Genomic DNA, 22,622 nt, shown 5'->3' with positions numbered 1-22,622 from the left:
CCCCAAATCCTCAAGCAGGGTGGTCCCGTCAGGGACGTGTTCAGGCCAGTTTCTCGATCCGGATCATCTGCGGCGCATCCGCCACGACGCCCTTGGCAACAATTGCTTCCAGCGCTTGCTTCACCGCCGTCTCGGTCGTCTCATAGGTGATGAGAATGACCGGCTGCGGTTCACTGCCTTCGCTTCCCACGCGATCAGCAAGGCCCGGGGCTTCCGCCCGGCGCTGCACGATCGACTCTAGCGAGATGTTGGTATCCGCCATTGCCTTGGCGATGGTGGCAAAGGCACCGGGCCGGTCGAAGACCGACAGACGGATGTAGTAGCCGCCTTCATGCCGGCGCATGCCGGCGCGGGTGTAATCGGTCAGTTCGGCACTTGGCGCACCAAGCGCAGACGCGACGTCGCCGCGGGCGATGTCGGCGATGTCGGAGGCGACAGACGAGGCGGTAGCGTCGCCGCCGGCACCGGGGCCGACGAGCACGATCTCGCCGACGAAGTCGCCATCGACGGCAACCGCGTTCAGCACGCCGTCGATGCGGGCGATGGCGGAGGTCTTCGGCACCATGGTCGGATGCACGCGCTGCTCGATGCCGCTGTCGGTCTTCTGGGCAACGCCCAGGAGCTTGATGCGGTAGCCGAGTTCATCGGCGGCGCGGATGTCGGCCGTGGTGATCGAGGTGATGCCCTCGAGATAGATGTCGTCGGCAGCGATCTTGCAGCCGAAGGCAAGGCTCGTCAGCAGCGCCAGCTTGTGCGCCGTGTCGTTGCCCTCGATGTCGAAGGTCGGATCGGCCTCGGCGTAGCCCAGGCGCTGTGCATCGGCAAGGCACTCGGCGAAGGACAGGCCCTCGCGCTCCATCCGGGTCAGGATGTAGTTGCAGGTGCCGTTGAGGATGCCATAGACGCGGGCGACCGAGTTGCCGGCCATCGCCTCGCGCAGGGTCTTGACGATCGGGATGCCGCCGGCAACCGCCGCCTCGTAGTTGAGGCTGACGCCAGCGGCCTCTGCGAGGGCCGCAAGCTCGACGCCATGCTTGGCAAGCAGCGCCTTGTTGGCGGTCACGACATGCTTGCCGGCCGCAATGGCCGCCCGCACGGAAGCTTCGGCCGAACCGGACGCGCCACCGATCAGCTCGACGAACACGTCGATGTCGGGCGAAGCAGCGAGGTCGGCCGGATTGTCGAACCAGGTGTAGCCGGAAAGATCGACGCCACGGTCACGAGTTCGGTCGCGGGCGCTGACGGCAGTGAGGACGACCGGACGGCCGCACTTGCGGGTAAGCGCCGCACCGTTTTTCGACAGAAGGCGGACGAGCGAAGCGCCGACCGTACCCAGTCCCGCTACACCAAGTCTCAATGCAGAAGCCATGCGATCCGAGTTCCCGTTTTCATTTGCCCTTGCCGGACGACGTCCGGCAAGACGCTCAGGTGCCGCGCGGGCCTGTCCCTTCCGGCCGAAAAGACAGGCTCGCCGACCGGAAGATGTCCACCGTCAGCGCGAGGCGCTGATCGGGACGACGTTGTGCAACGTTTCGTCGGCAGTTTCAAGGAAACGGCGCAGATTGCGGGCCGCCTGACGCAGGCGCTGCTCGTTCTCTACCAGACCAATACGCACGTAATCATCGCCATACTCGCCAAAGCCGATGCCCGGCGAGACGGCGATGTCCGCCTTTTCCAGCAAAAGCTTGGAGAATTCGAGGCTGCCCAGCGCCTTGAACTTCTCCGGGATCGGAACCCAGGCGAACATGCTGGCCTCCGGTGCCGGGATTTCCCAGCCGGCGCGGCCGAAGCTTTCAACGAGGACGTCGCGGCGGCGCTTGTAGGTGGCGCGCATCTCGGCGATGCAGTCATCCGGGCCGTTGAGGGCTGCGGTGGCGGCCACCTGGATCGGCGTGAAGGCGCCGTAGTCGAGGTAGGACTTCACACGGGCAAGCGCGGCGATCAGACGCTCGTTGCCAACGGCGAAGCCGACGCGCCAGCCCGGCATCGAGAAGGTCTTGGACAGGGAGGTGAACTCCGCCGTCACCTCGATCGCGCCCGGAACCTGCAGCATGGACGGCGGCGGGGTGTCGCCGAAGTAGATTTCGGAATAGGCCAGATCCGACAGGATGAAGATGTCGTGCTTGCGGGCGAAGGCCACGACATCCTTGTAGAACTCGAGGTCGGCGACATAGGCGGTCGGGTTGGCCGGGTAGCACATGATCACGGCGATCGGCTTGGGAACCGAATGGATCACGGCGCGCTCGAGCGCGTGGAACACTTCCGGGCCGGGCTTGGCCGGGATCGAGCGGATCGCGGCACCGGCCATCAGGAAGCCGAAAGTGTGGATCGGATAGCTCGGGTTCGGGCTCAGCACCACATCGCCCGGGGCGGTGATCGCCTGGGCCATGTTGGCAAAGCCTTCCTTGGACCCGAGCGTCGCGATGACCTGGGTGTTCGGGTTCAGCTTCACGCCGAACCGGCGCTCATAATAGGCAGCCTGGGCCTTGCGCAGGCCGGTGATGCCCTTGGAGGCCGAATAGCGGTGGGTGCGCGGGTCGGTGACGACTTCCGTCAGCTTCTCCACGATGTGTGGCGGTGTCGGCAGATCCGGGTTGCCCATGCCGAGATCGATGATATCCGCGCCCTGCGCCCGCGCCGCTGCCTTCAGCTTGTTCACCTGTTCGAACACGTAAGGGGGCAGTCTGCGGGTCTTGTGAAACTCTTCCATGGCGCGGGCCTCGTGATCCTCTGCGGCGTTGTGCGGCTTTGCTGACGTCTTACAGCCCCGGTCAGCGCACAGGGCCGGGACTGGCGCCCTTGTAGCAGCAAGCCCTTCTTTCCGCACGCGCCTTTGCAAGGGCCGCGCCGGTATTTTTAACCGACTAACGGCCCTCGATATCGGCCAGCGCAGCGGCGCCGTGCCCATTCTGAATGCGGCGTAGATCGGCGGGTGTACTGACTGGCTTGCGCACCTGGCCCCGACCAGCCATGGCGCTCATTTCCGCAATCGTGCGCTCGCGTTCGGCATCATCGAGAACGGCGGATACTGTCGGCTGGACCGGGTCGCCGGGCGCAACAACGGCCGCCCCCACCGATACAGGGGCAGGCTCGACGGTGGCATAGGCCGGCAAGCTCGGCGTGACAGCCATTCGCCTCGGGTTCGAAACGGCCTCGAACAGTGATGTATCGGGTTCCATGGCACAGCCGGCCGCCAGCATGGCGAGGCTCAGGGCAAGGACTGCCGGAGACAATCGTCTCGCGACCGCAGTGCGGACCGGTGCAGAATTGCGTCTCACCACCATTTCTCCCAAAGCCAGCCGCCCCGCCCTTTTGCCTATCTTAGCTGCATGACAGCCCGAACTCAAAGCTGGCAGGCTGGGTGACACGGACGGGACAGATTCGCAAGCTCGACCCTATGCAGGGCTGGTACTCGAGAAATGGGCATTCGACGCGGCGGAAACCTGTGTCATAAATTTGATGAGCAGCCGGGTCACAACGGTGCCAGAAGCAAGAAACGTGCGGGAGGGAACACCGAAGATGGCCGATGATCGCCAGAGTCCTTTGGTCCAGTACATCGTCAACAATCCGGAAGCCTTTGCGCAGAACCTTGCCAAGGTGCTCGAACAAGGCGGCAAGGCACTGGCCGCCTATCTCGAACCGCGCGAAAAGGGCGAGGTGAAGGCCGACGGCGCCGAGGAACTGACCTCGATCATCAAGACGCTGGCGCAGGTTGGCGAGTACTGGACATCGGATCCGACCCGTGCGGTCGAGGCGCAGGGCCGCCTGTGGTCCGGCTATATCAATCTGTGGAATTCGTCCCTCAAGCGGATGATGGGTGAACCGTCCGAACCAGCTGTGGCCGCCCCGCCGCGTGACAAGCGCTTCGAGGATCCGGACTGGCAGGAGAACCAGTTTTTCGATTTCCTGAAGCAGTTCTACCTCATCACCTCGAACTGGGCCAATGACATGGTCGCCGAGGCCAACGGGCTGGACGAGCACACGAGGCACAAGGCCGATTTTTACGTCAAGCAGATCGCCAATGCCCTGTCGCCCTCGAACTTCGTGCTGACCAACCCTGCCCTCTTGCGCGAGACGCTGGAGAATAACGGCGAGAACCTCGTTCGCGGCATGCAGTTCCTGGTCGAGGACATCAAGGCCGGGCACGGCGAGATCAAGATCCGCCAGACAGACGCCAGCAAGTTCGAGGTTGGCAGGAACCTGGCCCTGACGCCGGGCAAGGTGATCGCCGAGAACGATGTCTGCCAGTTGATCCAGTATACACCGACCACCGAAAAGGTGTTGAAGCGGCCACTGCTGATCGTCCCGCCCTGGATCAACAAGTTCTACATTCTCGACCTGACGCCGGAGAAGTCCTACATCAAATGGGCTGTCGACCAGGGCCACACCGTCTTCGTGATTTCCTGGGTCAACCCGGATGAACGCCAGGCGCAGAAGAACTTCGAGCACTACATGCGCGAGGGCATTCTCCACTCGCTCGATGTGATCAAGCGCGCCACCAAGGAAGACAAGGTCAATGCCATCGGCTATTGCGTCGGCGGCACGCTTCTGGCCGTGACCCTCGCCTATATGGCGGCGACCGGCGATGAGCGCATTGGCTCGGCGACCTTCTTCACCACCCAGGTGGATTTCACCCATGCCGGCGACCTCAAGGTGTTCGTCGACGAGGAGCAGATTTCGCTGATCGAGCGCAAGATGGCCGAGCGCGGCTATCTTGATGGCTCGAAAATGGCGTCCGCCTTCAACATGCTGCGATCGAACGACCTGATCTGGCCCTATGTCGTCAACAACTACATTCGCGGCAAGGAACCGTTCCCGTTCGATCTCCTCTACTGGAACTCCGATTCCACCCGCATGCCGGCGGCCAATCATTCCTTCTACTTGCGCAACTGCTACCTGGAAAACCGGCTCGCCAAGGGCGAGATGGTCATTGCCGGCGAAAGGCTGGACCTGAAGAAGGTCACCATCCCGATCTACAACCTGTCGGCCCGCGAGGACCACATCGCGCCACCCCGGTCGGTGTTCCTGGGGTCCTCTGCTTTTGGCGGACCGGTCGACTTCATCCTCTCCGGCTCAGGACATATCGCCGGCGTGGTCAACCCACCGTCACGCGGCAAGTACCAGTACTGGACCGGGGCCAAGCCGGAGGGCAATCTGGAAGACTGGATTTCCGGAGCAACCGAGCATCCCGGCTCCTGGTGGCCGCACTGGGACGCCTGGATCCGCGACAAGGACGGGGCTGAGGTGAAGGCGCGAAAGCCCGGGGCAAACAGGGTAAAGATTCTTGGAGACGCGCCGGGTTCTTACGTTAAGATGCGGGTGTAGCAAGATCCCTGCATCGGCTTGTCTCCCGTCCGCCCGGCCGCATTGGCCAGGTCCCGGGCGAAGGCCCAGTGGAGCCCTCGGACCGGCATAGCACCCGGTCTGCCACCGGACTGGACCTTGCCGACATATCTGACAGCGTATCCGGTCCGGGCGGCCTTGTGGCCGCTCCGCCCCCCCCCAAAAGAGACCGCCGCAAGGCGTGCCGTGACCCATGGCAAGCACAGCAAACACCCCTCCGCCGAAGGCCCAGCCGAGGCCCCCACGCCCGGCCGTGATGCCGGCCAGGCAGATCCGCTGGTATGCGATGGCGGCCCGCATGTGGCGGCGCCCGCCCGGGCGGCTGACGCTGGCGATTCGCCTTGCGGTTCTTCCGCTGGTCCCAGTGGCTCTTTGGCTGCATGGCCTTTATGGCTGGCCAGCTGCCCTTGCCGCTGCGGCTGCACTGGGATTTGCGGCCGCCCGCCTGCCGCGCCTGATGCCCCGTCGCCCGGCTGCCGCAGTGCCGGCGGGTCGCACGCAACCGGACAGTCGGCTGCCGTGGCATGTTCGGGCGTTGCTGGGCGAGCGGATGTTCCTCAACCGGATGATCGTGCCGGTGCCCGGCACCTCGACACGCCGCGCCGCCTTGCTGCTGATGGCAACCTTCGCCGGTGCCGCCCTTGCCCTCATTGCGGCCATATCGGGCAGTCTTGAGATGATGGTCGCAGGCCTTGGCACGGCGCTGGTCGCCCAGGTCGCTTACCTGGTGCTGGCGAGCCGGCTCTATGACCGGATGCAGGATGCCGACGCCCTCTATCGCGCCTGGCGCCGTCCGGCCTTCAACGACAACATCGAGGGCGCCCGCAAGCCCGGTCAGGCTGCCTGACCGGGCGCCGCCCGGTCTTCTGGCCGAACCGGGCCTTGTCGCCCTGATGTCCGGGCAAGACGTCAGGGCCAGGCGCCACAATCTGGCTCCCGGTCCTGTTTCGTCCAGTCATGCCGTCATTCTTGTGCCCGCTTTTCGGCAAGCAACCCAAGATAATGCTGTGCCACGGTGGCGCCGGCGATCGAGGTGATGTCGGCGTGGTCATAGGCCGGGGCCACTTCCACCACATCACCGCCAACGAAGTTGAGATCGCCGAGGCGGCGCAGGATCATCAGTGCCTCGCGCGAGGTCAGCCCACCGGCGACCGGCGTGCCCGTGCCCGGCGCGAAGGCCGGGTCGAGGCAGTCGATGTCGAAGGTCATGTAGGCCTTGGCGTCGCCCACCCGCTCCTTGATCATGTCGACGACCGCATTGACGCCGAGCTGCTCCACGTCCTCGCCATAGAGGATCTCGAGGCCGCAGGTCTCCGGCGCGTGGGTGCGGATGCCGATCTGGATCGAGCGCGACGGATCGATCAGCCCCTCGCGCACGGCGCGGCCGGTGAAGGTGCCGTGGTCGATGCGGCCACCGTCATCGGGCCAGGTGTCTTGATGCGCATCGAACTGCACCAGCGCCAGAGGCCCGTGCTGCGCCACATGGGCGCGCAGGATCGGCAGGGTGACGAAATGGTCACCGCCGATGGAGAACAGATGCACGCCCTGCTCCAGGATCTCGCGCGCCTGCGCCTCGATACAGGCCGGGATCTCGCCGTTGCGACCGTAGTCGAAGGAACAGTCGCCGTAGTCGACCACCGCCAGCGTCTCGAACGGGTCGGCCTGGAAGGGATACTGCGGATCGCCGTCGAAGATGGCCGAGGCGCGGCGCACGCCCTGCGGGCCGAAACGGGCGCCCGGGCGGTTCGACACCGAGGCATCGAACGGCACGCCCCAGACGGCCACATCGACGCCGGCCAGATCGCGGCTGTAGCGCCGGCGCATGAAGGACAGGACGCCGCCATAGGTCGGCTCATGCGCACCGCCGGTCAGGTGCTTGCCGAACACGGCGTTGTCGGTCGGACGGGGACGGATCGTGGACATGGGGGCTCCGCTAGGTCGATCACGGACCTGCCTGGCCCGCGCCGCGACCCTAGCCGAGGCACCACGAAAGGCAAGGGGGAAGGGCAAAGCCCGGCCCAGGCGGTGACCAGGCACCGGGTTCCGATCACAACGCGCAAAACCGGCACCCTTGTGCCGTCCGGCCCTGCCGACTAGAACTTCAAGGTTTGCCTCAACCGCCGGCCGCCGCCTCACGCGCGGCGGCCGGCGCGCGGGGCGTGAGGACAACCATGAGGGTTCCGGTCTTGGCTACTTCCCCTGCCCGGCTGCTGCGCGGCCGCATCGTCTCCTTTCTCCGCCGCCCGCACGGGGCGGATGATGACGGCGCGCTGGTGCATCACGCCGATGGCGGTCTCCTGATCGAGAACGGCCTCATCACCGCCATGGGCCCCTTCGCGGAGGTCGAGGCGGCAGCCCCTGCGGCCACGCCGGTGACCGACCACCGGCCGCATCTCCTGATGGCCGGCTTCATTGATCCGCACCTGCATTTCCCGCAGGCGCAGGTGATTGCCTCCTGGGCCGACCAGCTCCTCGACTGGCTCAACGACCACACCTTCCCGGCCGAGCAGAAATTCGCCGATCTCGCCCACGGCCAGCGCATCGCCACCGCCTTCTATGACGCGCTGATTGCCCATGGCACGACGACGGCGGTGGCCTATTGCTCCAGCCACCCCAATTCCGTGCGCGCCTATTTCGGCGAGGCGGAGGCGCGCGGCATGCGCATGCTGGGCGGCAAGACGATGATGGACCGCAACGCGCCCCCTGCCCTCTGCGACACCGCGCAATCGGCCTATGACGACAGCAAGGCGCTGATGGCCGAGTGGCATGGCCGGGGCCGCGCGCTCTATGTCATCACGCCGCGCTTTGCCATCACCTCGACGCCGGCGCAGCTGGAGGTGGCCGGGGCGCTGCTTGCCGAGCACCCTGACTGCCACCTGCAGACCCACATCAACGAGAACCACAACGAAATCACCTACACGCTGGATCTCTATCCCGGCCATGCCGACTATCTCGCCGTCTACGAGCGCTACGGCCTTCTTGGCCGCAAGACCCTGCTCGGCCACTGCATCCACATGAATGACCGCGAGCTTGGCGTGATGCGCGAGACGGGCTCCGTCGCCGTGTTCTGCCCGACGTCCAACCTCTTCCTCGGCAGCGGGCTGTTCGACAAGGCGCGGCTGGAGGGGCACGGCGTGCGCACGGCCATTGCCACCGACATCGGCGGCGGCACGTCCTATTCGCTGCTGCGCACGCTGGACGAGGGCTACAAGGTGCTGCAGCTGCAACGCCAGCGCCTGCACCCCTTTGAGACCTTCTACTGGGCGACGCGCGGCAACGCCGAGAGCCTGTCGCTGGAAGACAAGATCGGCACGCTCGACGCGGGCACCGAGGCCGACATCATCGTCCTCAACCTCGCCGCCACCCCGGAAATGGCCCTGCGCGTTGAGACCGCCCGCTCCCTGGCGGACGAACTCTTCATCCTGCAGACCCTGGGCGATGACCGGGCGGTGGTGGAGACCTATGTGGCGGGGGTGGGGATGAAGGGAGGGTGAACTCACCTAAGACGAAATGGACAGGCGGGCCGAGTCTTTGCAACACAAAGTGCTGGCCCGGTCACTATCGGACGCGGCGACGTATATTGCGCCCCACACGAATTCTTATGCCACGCGCTTCAAGGTTGGTTTGCATCAACACGGCAAATCGTGTTTCCCAGCCCTGTACGTGCACTAAACGGTCAAACTTGCTAGTTCTAAGTTTCAGTAATTCACTTCTTGGGCGCTTAGACAATTCTTCCCAGTCATCGTACAAGACATACAGCGCATTTCCGTATTTCAAATTTTCAAACACAACGAGATCATCCGAATATTTTGCACCTACATAATAATCATTTCCTCCAAGGCCGCGCAAATACTGCAATGGATTAAATTGTTCAAAAAGATCTAAACGTTCTGATACCGTGTCTTCTGAAATCGGCCGATTGCCGCTGCATAAAGAGGTTTTGACGGCTTCAAGATTTCCCGGAGGAAAGAACTCCCAATTTAATACGCTTGAAAAAACAAAATCTGGATTTTCTGCGGCGACAACTCCCGAAACACCCGTCGTCTCTTGGAGTAGGTTTACTGCGAAAAACAAATCCTCATCAAAACTCGATGAGCCACGAAGAAAAACCTCATCCACGGAGAATACTATGCCATACAAACCATTTTTCAGATGCTCTTTAACAGAAATTTCAACGTGAAAAAGATAAGGTGGATATTCATCTCTCTCGTACACTTCACGCGGAATAGCTACGGTCATCATGCCGTTTCGTGTCGCATCACCGTAGATCGCAATATCATGATAAAAATACTTCGTAAATTTTGGCAGATCCCGTCGAACGTTCACCCATCCGTCCAAATTTCGCTTGGAGCGCATTCCGCAATCCGACGCCGGTACAATTTCCCAAGATTTTCCGACCTCTAGTGTATCAATGTTCAATCCAAGATGAGAGTACACACCGTTTTCAACCTCCTGCTGAGAGACTTCTTTTCCAGCGAGCACTTTTAAATTTGGAGAACTGATTTTCTCCATTTCTGCACTGATCCTTGGGGGCAGACTTCTGAAGCTCTTTTTCCACTTTCCCATTGTGTCCCCTGAAGTTTTCTCACCCACACGAGGGCTCGGTTAAATACTAAACTTATAAGTTGCATAATTCTGGCCGCTTGTGCCCTTCGTCAATAAAAAAATCGTCACGTCCAATGCACTTTACCGGCGAGCGCGGGTGTGGATTGATCTGGCCCTTTTTTTCTAGTTCTGGTTCCGTTTCTGGCGTTTATTCTGCCTTTTGGGCCCCTTGGTGTTGTAAATAGCGAGACCGTCACCGAGCATGGGCGGCATCTAGATTATGGTCTCAAGCCAGACCTAGCGTCCCCCCGTATGTCATTCCGGACAAGGTGAGCGCACGCGAACCGCAGATCCGGAAAATGTCCCGGACCTGATCCAGAATCCAGCGCGTCTGGGTGAGCGTCAGCGAACGCATCATCGATACGGCCTTGCCGAGCCCCGTGAACCGGTCTTGTCGCGCTGTGCGCGGCTGTCATCTGGCTCCCGGGTCAAGCCCGGGACAGGCCCCGGCTCGGCGCTTCGCTAACGCTCAGCTGCTCCAGGATGACAGTGGCGGGTGGGTCGTCGTCCGCCCGCAACCTGGCTTCCTCTCGTCTCGCCATCACGGTGTTGTTGCCAAGACCGTGGCGTCGGGGCGGTGCGTGCCTGACAGGTCCCGGCACAGGGCCGGGACGGCGCGGTAAGGGGGGCTCCAGCAGGACGGTGGACAGGGCGGTAGACAGGGCGCTATCCGGGCGGGCAGCGTTCAGGTGGCGGTTCCCAGCGGGGGAAGATCGGCACACTGCGGTGTACGGTGATCCGGTGGTCCGGTGATCCGCGGGTTCGCAGGTACGAGGAAAGGCGGGACAGGTTGTAGCTTTGGCAGGCCCCCTGTGCTCTGCCAAACCTGTGCTCTGCCAAACCTGCGCTCTGCCAAACCTCTGCTCTGCGAAGCCCCCCGCGCCGCGCCGGCCCTGTGCCGGGGCCTGGTCTGTTTCCAGTGCCTTTCGGCCCGGAGCGTTTCGCAGCTCCAGCAGCACAGGTGGAAAGAGGCGTCTCTCGCCTGCCCCATCCCCAAAAACAAAAAACCCGCCGGTTGGCACCAGCGGGCTTTTCACATCATCGTCTGACGGAGAGGGTGACCTTACGATCCGCGACCTCACGCGCCTTTCATCTTGATTTAAACACTGACAAATGAAACTGTCAAGAAATACGAATACATAGCCGAAGAGCCGAAGGATGCATTTCACGCATGATGAGATCCAGAAGCTTCCTCGCGTTCTTTCCGCTCCACGCTTTGCTACATACCTTTCAGCCAGAAATGGCAACAAGGAACAGGCGCTTCAACTCTACCAATGGAATCTTGAAGTCTCTGCGGCTTTTTTTGTGCCACTTCAAATCTGTGAAATTAGTCTGCGAAACTCGGTCGTCCAGGCGATAGAATTCGCCTATGGACTGAACTGGCCGTGGGAAAAGAGCTTTGAAATCAGTCTTCGAAGTCCTTCCACGGGATACAATCCACGCAGCAATCTCATCAGCCTGCGACACCTTCCGACCTCCGGCAAGATCATCGCCGAACTAAAATTCGTTTTCTGGGAAAAGATGCTCACGAGCGGCCATGATGGCGTGCTCTGGAATCCCTATTTCCGGCAGATCTTCCCAAACACTGATCAAGGCAAGACCGTGCAGGCATTACGCGGTCACGCCAACCAAACAGTCTTGAAAATCAGGGAGCTTCGCAATCGCATTGCTCATCATGAGCCGATCTTCAACAGACCTCTCCAACAAGACTATCTACGGATCCATGAGGTGATTTCGTGGGCGGATCTGACAGCTGCGGCGTGGACGGACAAGATCCAGACAGTAACAGACCTCATCCGAGCAAAGCCGTAGCCACAGGAACACCGCCACCCCCTCCCCCCAAAAACCAAAAAACCCGCCGGCTTGCACCGGCGGGTTTTTCGGTTGTCTGACAAGCAGCTGAGGGATCAGCGCTTGGAGAACTGGAACGAGCGACGTGCCTTGGCACGGCCGTACTTCTTGCGCTCGACCACGCGGCTGTCGCGGGTGAGGAAGCCTTCCTTCTTCAGGATGGCGCGCAGTTCCGGCTCGTAGTGGGTCAGGGCCTTGGAGATGCCGTGACGCAGCGCGCCGGCCTGACCGGACAGGCCACCACCGGTGACGGTGGCAACGATGTCGTACTGGCCATCGCGGTTGGTCAGCATGACCGGCTGACGCAGGATCATCTGCAGCACCGGACGGGCGAAATACGCCTGGTATTCGGTGCCGTTGATGGTGATCTTGCCGGTGCCCGGCTTGACCCAGACGCGGGCAATCGCGTTCTTGCGCTTGCCGGTGGCATAGGCGCGACCGTGGGCGTCCAGCTTCTGGACGTGAACCGGGGCTTCAACGGCGGCCGTTGCAACGGCGCCCTTCAGCTGGTCCAGGGAGTTCAGCTCGACCATGCTCAAGCCCTCTTCGCGTTCTTGTCGTTGAGGCTCTTGACGTCGACGGTGGCCGGCGTCTGGGCTTCATGCGGATGGGTCGGGCCAGCGTAAACCTTGAGGTTCTTCAGCTGGCGGCGGGACAGCGGGCCGCCCGGCATCATGCGCTCGACGGCCTTCTCGAGAACGCGCTCCGGGAAGCGGCCTTCGAGAATGGTGCGCGCGGTGCGCTCCTTGATGCCGCCCGGGTGGCCGGTGTGCCAGTAGTACTTCTTGTTTTCGTACTTGCGGCCGGTCAGCACCACCTTGTCAGCGTTGACAACGATGATGTTGTCGCCGCAATCGACGTGGGGCGTGAAGGTCGGCAGATGCTTGCCGCGCAGATGGCTGGCGATGTAGGCAGCCAGACGGCCCACAACCATGCCTTCCGCGTCGATCAAGATCCACTTCTTTTCGACCTCAGCCGGCTTGGCAGAGAAGGTCTTCATTTGTGATGATCCATGATTGATCGGTGAAACCAGACCGGTGACAACGCGCCGGGGAATCCCCCGATCTCGCACCACCGTGTGTTCGAGCGGGGTGATACGCGCTCACCGGCAAAACGTCAAGATCAAACATTTGCAACGCCAGTTTAAAACGCGTTATATTTCAATGACTTGCAAAAACGGTAACAGAATACCGTATTTTCAGCCCCGTTCCGGCGGTACGGAATAGGTCGCGGTTGCGTGGGCGGCCAGCTCCGCCTCGCCCTCTCCGGCAATGGCGCAGTCGATGACGGCGAGCCGCTTGCCGAGTTTCATGAGGCGGCAGGTGGCGATGAGATCGCCCGGCGCGGGCTTTCTGAGGAAGTTGATATTGAGGTTTGTCGTCACCGCCAGCGCCACCGGGCCGATGTGGCCAAGGATCACCACATAGGCGGCAAGATCGGCCAGCGCCATCATCGCGGGGCCGGACACCGTGCCGCCGGGCCGCAGGTGGCGCTCGCTGGCGGTAAAGCGCATCACGGCGACGCCGGGCTCAAGGCTCTCCACCCGGTAGACCGGGCCATCCAGATGGATCTGCGGAAACTCGCGGGCAAGAAAGGCCTCCACCTCCGCGACGCTCATGACTGGCTGCATTGCTGTCTCCCCCCCGGCCGGCCCATCCGCGGCGCTTTACTCCAGACAAGCCGAGCTGCCGCCGGCAATCAAGGCACAAGAGTGGCGGCGCGGCTTGGAAGATGGGTCATGTTCCCATTTTAATCTATTGATTTGGCTGAAACATCGCCCTTTGCCGGACTGCCTCACTGTCATCCCATTTGCCGATCATACCGGCCAGGCTGGAGCGGGAGGCTTTCACGCCTCCAGCCTCATTTGACAGGAAGACCTTGCCGATGCTTTCCCTTGCCCGTTGCCTCACCCTTGCCCTTGCCAGTCTCACGGCTGCGACCTCGACCGCAGGCGCCGCGCCGCTGACGCATTATCTCTATACGTCTGCTGGTGAACTTGAGGCCCAGACCGCCCTGCTCGCCCGGCCCGAGATCTCCGGCGTGCAGGTGATCTACAACTGGCGGCGCCTCGAACCACAGAAGGGCCAATACGACTTCAGCGCCATCGAAGCTGATCTGGCGCTGGCCCGGGCCGCCGGCAAGCAGTTGTTCATCCAGATCCAGGACCGGTTCTTCTCGACCGAGGCCCGCAACCTGCCGGACTATATCCTGACCGATCCGGTCTATGAGGGCGGGCTGGTGCCGCAGTATCAGGATCTCGAGGCGAAGAAGCTGGTGCAGGAAGGCTGGGCCGCGCGGCAATGGAACCCGGCGCTGAGAAGCCGCTTCCAGGCGCTGCTGGCCGCCCTTGGGCAGCGGTTCGACGGCCAGATCGCCGGGCTCAACCTGCCGGAGACGGCTGTGGAGGTGAACGCCAAGGACCCGGCGACGGGCTTTTCCTGCGATGCCTATTTCAGCGCCACACTCGACACGATGGGTGCGGCGCGCAAGGCCTTCGCCACATCGGCGGTGGTGCAATACGTCAACTTCTGGCCTTGCGAATGGAACAACGACCGCAAGTACATGGAACGGGTGTTCGCCTTTGCGGCGGAGAACCGCATCGGCCTCGGCGGGCCGGACATCGTGCCCTGGCGCAAGGGGCAGATGAAGAATGCCTATCCGTTCTTCCATTCCTTCCGGGGCAAGCTCCCGCTGGTGGCCATGGCGATCCAGGAGCCGACGCTCGCCTACATCAACCCGGAGACGAAGAAGCGCTTCACCCGGGCCGAGTTCGAGAGCTTCGCCAGCGACTATCTCGGCGTGAACATCATCTTCTGGAGCGCCGAAACGCCCTGGCTGGCGGCAAAGCCGGCGCAATGAAGCCATCGCCGAACGCCTGATTTGCGAGACGGCCGGTCTGGGGTACAACCGTCGCCATGACAGTCCAGACCGGAGCCCCGCATGTCCGCCTCAAGCCCTGAGATCGCAGCCGAAACCCGCCCGCTCATCGGCAAGCTGCTGCACAATGGCGTGCTGCGCCTGGTGCTGCAGCGGCCGGAGAAGATGAACGCGCTGTCGCGGGAGATGATGAGCGCGCTGGCTGCCGAGCTGACCCTGGCCGAACTGGACCCGGCGGTGCGGGTGATCCTGCTTGGTGCCGAGGGCAAGGTGTTCTGCGCCGGGCATGACCTCAAGGAACTGACGGCCGCGCGCGCCGAAGCCGACCGGGGCCGCGCGACCTATGAGGCGATCATGCGCCAGTGCTCGGATCTGATGCAGCAGATCGTCCGCCTGCCGAAGCCGGTGATTGCCGTGGTCACGGGTGTCGCCACCGCCGCCGGTTGCCAGCTGGTTGCCTCCTGCGACCTGGCGCTGGCCACCGACACGGCCACCTTCTGCACGCCGGGGGTCAATATCGGCCTGTTCTGCTCCACGCCCATGGTGGCCGTCAGCCTCAACGCGTCTCCGAAGCAGGCCATGGAAATGCTGCTGACGGGCGAATCCATCGACGCCTCGACCGCAAAGTCCTTCGGCCTGATCAACCGCATCATTCCGGCCGACTATCTCGAACAGGTGGTCCAGAAATATGCCGAGGTGATCGCGTCGAAGTCACCGCTGACGCTGAAGATCGGCAAGGAGGCCTTCTACCGCCAGATCGAGATGCCGCTGGATGAGGCCTATGACTATGCCGCCTCGGTGATGGTGGAGAACATGCTCGCCCGAGATGCAGAGGAAGGCATCAACGCCTTCCTGCAGAAGCGCGCGCCCAAGTGGCGCGGGGAGTGAGGCGGCATCCATGATGGCCGCGCTGGCGGGACATTTCCCCCTCCCGCCAGATCCGGCTCAAAGCCGGGCACGGACATCTCCTTTCATGCCACCCCGCCCCACCTCTTGCGGTAGAGCGCGTTGCAGCCGGCCGCCACTGTCATTCGCGACGAGGCTACACTCGCCGTTGAGGCGACGCCTGTCTTCGCAACCTGGAACGAGGCGCTCCCGTCCTTGCAGCGGTATCGGCCAGCCCGGCTCAAGGAGCCGAAAAGCCTGTGACGATGGTCAATGAAAACAGCAATCCTGCGGGGCCAGATATCCGAGGCTGTGATCCGTTCGCTCACCGGCAGCAACCTTGTAACCTGCAAGCATTTACAGAGCATTGGATCAGGTCACGGACCCGCATCTGAGCGGGCGAATTCTGCACACGCCGTTCTTCGCAATATGCTCCCTAGCTCACCCAGAGGCATTTAGCCTTGTATTGAGCTCCCCAGTCGCTAAAGTTGCAGGAACTATTGCGGCTTTTCGAAGAAAATATTGGGGGATACCATGAAAAGATCAATTCTCTTGCTCGCAATCTGTCTCGGCATCGGGGTCGGATCTGCACGAGCGGATGCCCCGCCAAGTAGGGCAGAGTTCTCAAAGGACCCTGTCATTAAGCTCGGCGTCTTTGCAACGGCATGCTCCGCTCCGCAGGTCAAGGCCCTTCTGACCAATGACCGTAGTTTTGACATCAACGCCTACCCTGCGACGCTGACACCTGTTCAACTCGCCATGGCGCGATTGCTCAAGGCCATTGTCGCGTTTGATCTGAGCTACCAAAATGCGTGTCTTGCGACAATTTCCACAATCATGCAGGACGAGCGGTACCGCTGGCGCGAAACCGGCCCAAGACAAAACACGGACCTGACCTATTTCCTGCGCAACACAGCCGGTGTTGCAGGCAACACCGATGCCTACCAAGGTTACCGAACAGCTACATTCGTCATCCTCGACATTTTGAAACGCAAGCCGGATTTCGATATCAACTACCGCCTTCAGACGGGGCACGGCCCAAACTATCCGGCAACGGCCGCCGGCGCGGCAGCTGCTGGCGGACTGGGCGAGATCTGGTGTGATACGCTGGCGCGAATGCCGGAAGTCAATCTTGAGGAACGCAGGGCCGCCTCCGGTTACACCCCACTGCTCATTGCCATCGCCAACCGCAAGACGGACATGGTAAAACGACTAATCGGAGCCGGTGCCGACTATCTTGTCCAAGTGGATGGCATCAAGGATTTTGCTGCGGAGGAGATTGCCCGCAGTGTAGGTGCAAATGACATTCTCACTTTCCTGATCGCGCACCGGCAAGGCCTCGAACTTGGCACATCCTGCCTTTTGCAGCCCAGCGCCAGCAGCAACATCAAACCTGGCTCCAATTGACTAGAATGCTCACATGACCCACGATAGTTTCTCCGATGTGGATATGCGCGGCATCCTCAACAGTGTGAGGACCGTCGCGATGCTAGGCGCCAGTGCCAATACTGTCCGGCCATCCTACTTCGTCCTCAAGTACCTGCTGTCGAAAGGGTATGAGGTCTGGCCGGTCAATCCGGGCCTTGCCGGCAAGGAACTGCTCGGCCGGCCGGTGCACGGACGCCTGTCTGATATCCCCGCCGCCATCGACATGGTCGACATCTTCCGCGCGTCGGATGCGGTACCGGGCATCGTCGAGGAGGCTCTTGGCCTGCCCTCGCTTCCCAAGGTCATCTGGATGCAGCTCGGCGTCGAGCATGCGGACGCTGCAGCCAAGGCCGAGGCCGCCGGCCTCACCGTGATCATGAACCGCTGCCCGAAGATCGAATATGGCCGGCTCTCCGGCGAGATCGGCTGGATGGGCGTCAACTCGCGCAGCCTCTCCTCCAAGCGCCCGGTGCTGACCGACGGGTTCCAGCATCGCGGACTGTCCGGATCCGGCAAGTCCGATTGACAGGCCGAACCAAACCCCGTCAAGGAAGTGACGGGGTTGTCAGCCGCTCGATCCGGACAGCTACTGCAATCATCCAGGCATAGATCAGGCCTTCGTTCAGCCGCTGGCCCAACCCGGCATAGTCCGGCATGGTTCCACTGACGCCTAACAACAGCACACTGGCGACAGGCAGGACAAAAGCGAGGCGCGGAATGCGTTGCTCCATCCGGCCAAGCCCGAGAGACACGGCAAGCAACCCGGCAAGACCAGCTAGATAGGCTGAAACCCCGGTCAGCATATGGATCTGATGCGAAGTGGTCGGATCATCCGCCCTGCATCCGAAATCACAGGGAAAGACCGCCGCCGCCATCAGGAGGAGGGCATAAAGGGCGAGCAAGACCAAGCCTGCCACAAGCAATCCACTATGCGGCAACCTGCGGAGAGCCTGCCATACGAAGACCAGAACCGGCACTTCGCAGGCAAAGAAGACCCACCAGTTGACCCAGGATCCAACGGGCGAGCCGGTTGCGCCAAGTTCGCTGATGAACTGGGTCAGGTGGTTGTATCCTGGATACATTGCACCCGCCACCCCAACGCCCACAGCAAGCCAGGCGCAACTGAGAACCGGCAGTGCAACAACTCCACCGAACATCCGTGTCATCCATCCGCTCCTGATCCGAGGCACAAGACATGGGCCTGACGCGGCCCGCCGAGTTGGCGAGAAAACAACCGTTCAAGAACTGCCACCTGCGGACCATTGGCATCTCCAGAAGGGCCCTCTTTTGGAACTTCAATCCTTTGACCTTGCCTACACCTTAGGCCACACTGCGCACAAATTACACTGGAGGAACAGGGAATGACTGATGCAACCCCGGGCTTTTCGACGCTGGCGATTCATGCAGGCGCCCAGCCGGATCCGTCCACCGGCGCGCGCGTGACGCCGATCTACCAGACCGCGTCCTTCGTGTTCGATGACGTCGACCACGCGGCCTCGCTGTTCGGGCTGCAGGCCTTCGGCAACATCTACACTCGCATCACCAACCCGACGACCGCCGTTCTGGAAGAGCGTGTGGCGGCGCTGGAAGGTGGCACCGCCGCGCTGGCCGTCGCCTCCGGCCACTCTGCGCAGCTCCTGACCTTCCACACGCTGATGACACCGGGCGACAGCATCGTTGCCTCGACCAAACTCTATGGCGGTTCCATCAACCAGCTCAATCACTCGTTCAAGAGCTTCGGCTGGAACGTCATCTGGGCCGATCCGTCGGACCTTGCCGCCTTTGAGGCCGCCGTTGACGAGACCACCAAGGCGATCTTCATCGAGAGCCTTGCCAACCCGGGCGGCATCGTCACCGACATCGCCGGCATCTCGGCCATCGCCAAGAAGAAGGGCGTGCCGCTCGTCGTCGACAACACGCTGGCAACGCCGTATCTGATCCGCCCGATCGAGCATGGCGCGGACATCGTGCTGCATTCGCTGACCAAGTTCATGGGCGGCCACGGCAACTCCATGGGCGGCGTCATCGTCGATGCCGGCACGTTCAACTGGTCGGCCAGCGGCCGCTATCCGCTGCTGTCCTCGCCGCGCCCGGAATACCAGGGCATGGTGCTGCACGAGACCTTCGGCAACTTCTCCTTCGCCATCGCCTGCCGCGTGCTTGGCCTGCGTGACCTTGGCCCCGCCATCTCGCCGTTCAACGCCTTCATGATCCTGACCGGCATCGAGACCCTGCCGCTGCGCATGCAGCGCCACTGCGACAACGCCTTCGCGGTGGCCCAGCATCTGGCCAAGCACCCGAAGGTCTCCTGGGTCTCCTACGCCGCCCTGCCGGGCGACAAGGGCCATGACCTGTTCAAGAAGTACTGCCCGAAGGGAGCCGGCGCGGTGTTCACCTTTGGCGTCAAGGGCGGCTATGACGCGGGCGTTGCCCTCGTCTCCGGTGTCAGCCTGTTCTCGCATCTGGCCAACATCGGCGACACCCGCTCGCTGATCATCCATCCGGCTTCGACCACGCATCGCCAGCTCTCTGACGAGCAGAAGACGCGCGCCGGCGCCGGTCCGGACGTGGTGCGCCTGTCGATCGGTCTCGAGGATGTCGCCGACATCATCGCCGACCTCGACCAGGCGCTCGCCAAGCTGCCGGGCTGATCGTCGCCAGGCTCATCTGAAACATGAAAGCCCCGCCGGAGCGATCCGGCGGGGTTTTTCTTTGTTTGCGCCCTGATCGATCCGATCCACACCCCGCGCCGTCCCGGCCTTGCGCCGGGACCTGTTCCTGTCGCACCGAACACAAGGAGAGGTCCTGTCTTCATGGCGGGTCCCGGCACAGGGCCAGGACGGCGTAGTGGTTTATGGCAGGAGCGAGGGGCTGCGACAGTGCGGCGGAGGGGGAAATCTGCGCCGGGAGGCGTTTTCGCGGGTGCGACTGGTGTCCGCTTTCCCGTTTGTTCAGAATCACTTCGCCGTCAAAGCGAAGAAACCGAGTCAGTTGCTTCACATCCTGATTCTAAGAAACTGATTCAGGCCGGAGCCGATGCCTCGCCCATCAGCCGGACGAGATATTCCACTGTCATGCCGAGCACGATGACAGCCATTGCCTGATGGGCAAGGGCAACGTCGAGCTGGACGTGCAGCAGCAAGGTGGTGATGCCGAGGGCCGCCTGGGCGAAGATCACCGCAGTCAGCAGCATCACGGTCGCCCGCAGGCCCTGATGAACCGCGCGCTTCAACGTCAGGACGAGCAGCGCCACGGCAGCGATCGTCAGCACATAGGCGCCAAGCCGGTGCTGGAACTGCACGGTCATGACATTCTCGAAGAAATTCTTCCACGCCGGCTCCATGACCAGAAGCCCCTTCGGCACCCACTGCCCGTCCATCAGCGGCCAGGTGTTGAAGGTAAGGCCAGCGTTCAGCCCGGCGACCAGGCCGCCCAGGAAAATCTGCAAGAAGACGAGCCCGAGCACGAGCCAACCGGCCCGGCGCAGCAGATCCGCGTCGCGTGGGGTTGCCTCCGTATGGGGAGCGAGCCGGCGCGCGATCCAGAAGACGTAAGCGAAGATGATGCAGGCGAGCGTCAGATGCGTCGCCAGCCGGTACTGGCTGACATCCGTGCGCTCGACCAGGCCGGAGGCGACCATCCACCAGCCTACAGCGCCTTGCAGCCCGCCGAGGAACAGGCCGAACAGCAGCGGCAGCTTCAGCCCGCGCTCGATCCTCCCCGTCGCCCAGAAGAAGACCAGCGGCAGGGCGTAGGCGATGCCGATGAAGCGTCCCAGCTGCCGGTGGGCCCATTCCCACCAGAAGATGAACTTGAACTCATCAAGGCTCATGCCCTTGTTGATGAGCTGGTACTGCGGGATCTGGCGGTACTTGTCGAACTCCTCCAGCCATTCCGCCTCGCTGAGCGGCGGGATGGTGCCGTGGATCGGCTTCCATTCGGTGATGGAGAGACCCGACTCGGTCAACCGTGTCGCACCGCCCACCACCACCATCGCCAGGATCAGCAGGCAGATGCCGTAGAGCCAGAGGCGGATCTGGGTGCGGTTGCGGGCAGCCTGCGGCGAAAGGGCGGAAACTGGGGCGGCAGCGGTCAGCAGCGTCATTTTCTTGGCGTCCGGGATTTGACGTATGGCTGCTTGGGATATAGGTCCCCAGTCAGCGGGGCAAGTGGCGCGGCCACAGCCAGGCTGTCTCAATCGGCCTTCAGGATTGCGACATTGCGCCGCCCCGCCGCCTTGCGGCTGGTCAGACCGCTGACATTGCCGCCCTAGGAGGCATGTCACAGACAGGGAGTTCACGGGTGCCTTCGCTGCGCAAATTCATCGGCATGGTCGTTCTGGTCGTTTTCGTCGTCGTCTATGCGCTCACCGCCATGGTGATCGGCGACATGACGCTGCAGCAGTCGTCCAACCTCACCCGCTTTGTCTATTTCGCCATTGCCGGCCTGGCCTGGGTCATTCCGGCGGGAGCGATCATCTGGTGGATGGAACGCGGCGGGAAGCCGCGCGGCTGACACTGGCGGCCGCCCGGAACAGGGCGAAGGGCGCGCCGGTCAGATATTCCTCCACATAGGCCGGGCTCTGGAAATGGCCGTTGAGCGACACGCGCGGCAGATGCATCAGGTCGCGGGCGTGGGCCGAGGACAGCACGCCCGGCTGGGTGGTGACAGCTGCCTGGAAGCCGAGATCGGCGATCATGCGCCCTTCCCGTGCGCCGGCCGAGGCGAGGTCCCCATAGGGATAGGCAAAGACCCGCGGCCGCTGGCCCAGTTCCGCCTCGATCCGCTCCAGACCCAAGAGGACATCGCGCCGCGCCTCAGCCTCACTAAGGCGCGCCAGGGCAAAATGATCATGGGTGTGGGCGCCGATGGACACCAGCGGGTCGGCTGCCAGCCGGCGAAGGTCGGCCCAGGACAGCATCATCTCGTCGGCGATGGCACGAAGATCCAGGTCATTGCCAAGCGCCAGCTGGCGGATCAGCTTGCGCTGCGCCCGCTCGTCCGTCTCGCGGATCAGAACCTCACGCAAGGTGGCAAAACAGGCGGCCTTCTCCTCCGCCGTGCCGCAGGGCAGTTCGGTTTGCCCGCCCGCCACCGAGGCCGTCAGCCGGTCGCGGTCGCGGATCAGATGCTCCAGCGCCACCCACCACAGTTCCGACGTGCGGTCGATCAGCCCCGAGGTGACAAACACCGTTAAGGGCGCATCCAGTGCTTTCAGCACCGGGTAGGCATGCTCGAGATTGTCGCGGTAGCCGTCATCGAATGTCAGGACAGCGAAGCGTTCACTGCCATAGCCCAGCGACAGGCGATCCACCGCCTCGGTCAGCGAGACGATCCGGTAGCCGCGCTGACGCAGGAGATCCACAACCTGCCCAAGAAACTCCGGCGTGATGGCAAGATGTCCATTGGGTTGGAAGGGGGTCGATGGCTGCGGACAGACGTTGTGCAGCGTAAAGATGACGCCGCAACCCTGGGTCAATGGAGCGAGCGCGCGGCTGAGCCAGGTATGCCGAAGCACCCAGAACCCTGCCGAAAAGAACCGCCGCTTCCAACCCATGGACATTCATCAAAGATCCTGAAACCCGGCATAGGTACGCTTTTTTTAGAGATTGTTGCAATGCTTCATTGCAACA

21 protein-coding genes are annotated in these 22,622 nt (G+C 62.5%); 10 read left to right on the top strand and 11 right to left on the bottom strand.

Annotation, left to right across the window (positions count from 1 at the left end; all coding sequences use genetic code 11):
- Positions 1–40: 40 nt before the first annotated feature.
- From C8348_RS05555 to C8348_RS05545, 3 genes are all read right to left on the bottom strand, one after another.
- Positions 41–1,369 (bottom strand): homoserine dehydrogenase, encoded by a 1,329-nt coding sequence (locus C8348_RS05555; protein ID WP_106752278.1) that lies wholly within the window; start codon positions 1,367–1,369, stop codon positions 41–43.
- 123 nt (positions 1,370–1,492) lie between these two features.
- Positions 1,493–2,710, bottom strand: a complete 1,218-nt coding sequence (locus C8348_RS05550; protein ID WP_106752277.1) for an LL-diaminopimelate aminotransferase — start codon at positions 2,708–2,710, stop codon at positions 1,493–1,495.
- A 154-nt stretch (positions 2,711–2,864) separates the two neighbouring features.
- On the bottom strand, positions 2,865–3,278 hold the full coding sequence (locus tag C8348_RS05545; protein ID WP_157950386.1) for a hypothetical protein: 414 nt from the start codon (positions 3,276–3,278) through the stop codon (positions 2,865–2,867).
- Between the two features lie 241 nt (positions 3,279–3,519).
- Between C8348_RS05545 and C8348_RS05540 the strand changes: the two genes are divergently transcribed.
- Both C8348_RS05540 and C8348_RS05535 read left to right on the top strand, forming a co-directional pair.
- Positions 3,520–5,325 (top strand): PHA/PHB synthase family protein, encoded by a 1,806-nt coding sequence (locus C8348_RS05540; protein ID WP_106752275.1) that lies wholly within the window; start codon positions 3,520–3,522, stop codon positions 5,323–5,325.
- 211 nt (positions 5,326–5,536) lie between these two features.
- Positions 5,537–6,190, top strand: a complete 654-nt coding sequence (locus C8348_RS05535) for a DUF6653 family protein (protein WP_157950385.1) — start codon at positions 5,537–5,539, stop codon at positions 6,188–6,190.
- A 116-nt stretch (positions 6,191–6,306) separates the two neighbouring features.
- Here C8348_RS05535 and speB read toward each other — a convergent pair whose 3' ends face one another.
- Positions 6,307–7,266, bottom strand: coding sequence for an agmatinase (gene speB, locus C8348_RS05530; RefSeq protein ID WP_106752273.1), 960 nt, complete (start codon positions 7,264–7,266; stop codon positions 6,307–6,309).
- A 263-nt stretch (positions 7,267–7,529) separates the two neighbouring features.
- Between speB and guaD the strand changes: the two genes are divergently transcribed.
- Positions 7,530–8,837: a guanine deaminase gene (gene guaD, locus C8348_RS05525; protein WP_244293940.1), complete on the top strand. Its 1,308-nt coding sequence runs from the start codon at positions 7,530–7,532 to the stop codon at positions 8,835–8,837.
- Between the two features lie 64 nt (positions 8,838–8,901).
- On the opposite strand, the gene C8348_RS21895 is transcribed toward guaD, so the two are convergent.
- Positions 8,902–9,909, bottom strand: a complete 1,008-nt coding sequence (locus tag C8348_RS21895; protein ID WP_157950384.1) for a hypothetical protein — start codon at positions 9,907–9,909, stop codon at positions 8,902–8,904.
- A 1,197-nt stretch (positions 9,910–11,106) separates the two neighbouring features.
- Here C8348_RS21895 and C8348_RS05520 point away from each other — a divergent pair.
- Positions 11,107–11,760, top strand: coding sequence for a hypothetical protein (locus tag C8348_RS05520; RefSeq protein WP_106752271.1), 654 nt, complete (start codon positions 11,107–11,109; stop codon positions 11,758–11,760).
- 95 nt (positions 11,761–11,855) lie between these two features.
- Here the strand turns inward: C8348_RS05520 and rpsI are convergent, their stop codons facing one another.
- The 3 genes from rpsI to C8348_RS05505 form a co-directional block, all read right to left on the bottom strand.
- Complete coding sequence (gene rpsI / locus C8348_RS05515) at positions 11,856–12,332, bottom strand: 30S ribosomal protein S9 (protein WP_106752270.1); 477 nt, start codon at positions 12,330–12,332, stop codon at positions 11,856–11,858.
- Positions 12,333–12,334: 2 nt separating this feature from the next.
- On the bottom strand, positions 12,335–12,799 hold the full coding sequence (gene rplM / locus C8348_RS05510; protein WP_106752269.1) for a 50S ribosomal protein L13: 465 nt from the start codon (positions 12,797–12,799) through the stop codon (positions 12,335–12,337).
- Between the two features lie 198 nt (positions 12,800–12,997).
- The gene (locus tag C8348_RS05505; RefSeq protein ID WP_106752268.1) at positions 12,998–13,429 is read right to left on the bottom strand and encodes a PaaI family thioesterase; all 432 of its coding nucleotides are present in this window, start codon (positions 13,427–13,429) and stop codon (positions 12,998–13,000) included.
- A gap of 254 nt (positions 13,430–13,683) precedes the next feature.
- Here C8348_RS05505 and C8348_RS05500 point away from each other — a divergent pair, with 254 nt between their 5' ends.
- From C8348_RS05500 to C8348_RS05485, 4 genes are all read left to right on the top strand, one after another.
- Positions 13,684–14,658, top strand: coding sequence for a hypothetical protein (locus C8348_RS05500; RefSeq protein ID WP_106752267.1), 975 nt, complete (start codon positions 13,684–13,686; stop codon positions 14,656–14,658).
- 81 nt (positions 14,659–14,739) lie between these two features.
- Complete coding sequence (locus C8348_RS05495; RefSeq protein WP_106752266.1) at positions 14,740–15,564, top strand: enoyl-CoA hydratase; 825 nt, start codon at positions 14,740–14,742, stop codon at positions 15,562–15,564.
- Positions 15,565–16,095: 531 nt separating this feature from the next.
- Positions 16,096–16,968, top strand: a complete 873-nt coding sequence (locus C8348_RS05490; RefSeq protein ID WP_157950383.1) for an ankyrin repeat domain-containing protein — start codon at positions 16,096–16,098, stop codon at positions 16,966–16,968.
- Positions 16,969–16,981: 13 nt separating this feature from the next.
- Entirely contained in the window at positions 16,982–17,515 is a 534-nt protein-coding gene (locus tag C8348_RS05485; protein WP_106752264.1) for a CoA-binding protein, read from the top strand.
- A gap of 19 nt (positions 17,516–17,534) precedes the next feature.
- On the opposite strand, the gene C8348_RS05480 is transcribed toward C8348_RS05485, so the two are convergent.
- The gene (locus C8348_RS05480) at positions 17,535–18,155 is read right to left on the bottom strand and encodes a DUF998 domain-containing protein (RefSeq protein WP_106752263.1); all 621 of its coding nucleotides are present in this window, start codon (positions 18,153–18,155) and stop codon (positions 17,535–17,537) included.
- A 195-nt stretch (positions 18,156–18,350) separates the two neighbouring features.
- On the opposite strand from C8348_RS05480, the gene C8348_RS05475 reads away from it, so the two are divergent.
- Positions 18,351–19,640, top strand: coding sequence for an O-acetylhomoserine aminocarboxypropyltransferase (locus C8348_RS05475; RefSeq protein WP_106752262.1), 1,290 nt, complete (start codon positions 18,351–18,353; stop codon positions 19,638–19,640).
- A 371-nt stretch (positions 19,641–20,011) separates the two neighbouring features.
- On the opposite strand, the gene C8348_RS05470 is transcribed toward C8348_RS05475, so the two are convergent.
- Positions 20,012–21,094, bottom strand: coding sequence for a COX15/CtaA family protein (locus C8348_RS05470; RefSeq protein WP_106752261.1), 1,083 nt, complete (start codon positions 21,092–21,094; stop codon positions 20,012–20,014).
- A gap of 224 nt (positions 21,095–21,318) precedes the next feature.
- On the opposite strand from C8348_RS05470, the gene C8348_RS05465 reads away from it, so the two are divergent.
- Positions 21,319–21,504 carry a DUF2842 domain-containing protein gene (locus C8348_RS05465; protein WP_106752440.1) on the top strand — a complete coding sequence of 62 codons (186 nt, stop codon included), beginning with the start codon at positions 21,319–21,321 and terminating at the stop codon, positions 21,502–21,504.
- On the opposite strand, the gene C8348_RS05460 is transcribed toward C8348_RS05465, so the two are convergent.
- Positions 21,464–22,552, bottom strand: a complete 1,089-nt coding sequence (locus C8348_RS05460; RefSeq protein ID WP_208983569.1) for a polysaccharide deacetylase family protein — start codon at positions 22,550–22,552, stop codon at positions 21,464–21,466. The two genes, C8348_RS05465 and C8348_RS05460, sit on opposite strands and share 41 nt — an antisense overlap.
- Between the last annotated feature and the right edge of the window lie 70 nt (positions 22,553–22,622).

It is taken from the genome of Pannonibacter carbonis, from assembly GCF_003012935.1.
Lineage (GTDB): Bacteria > Pseudomonadota > Alphaproteobacteria > Rhizobiales > Stappiaceae > Pannonibacter > Pannonibacter carbonis.
This window is presented reverse-complemented; position numbering and strand designations above follow the sequence as displayed.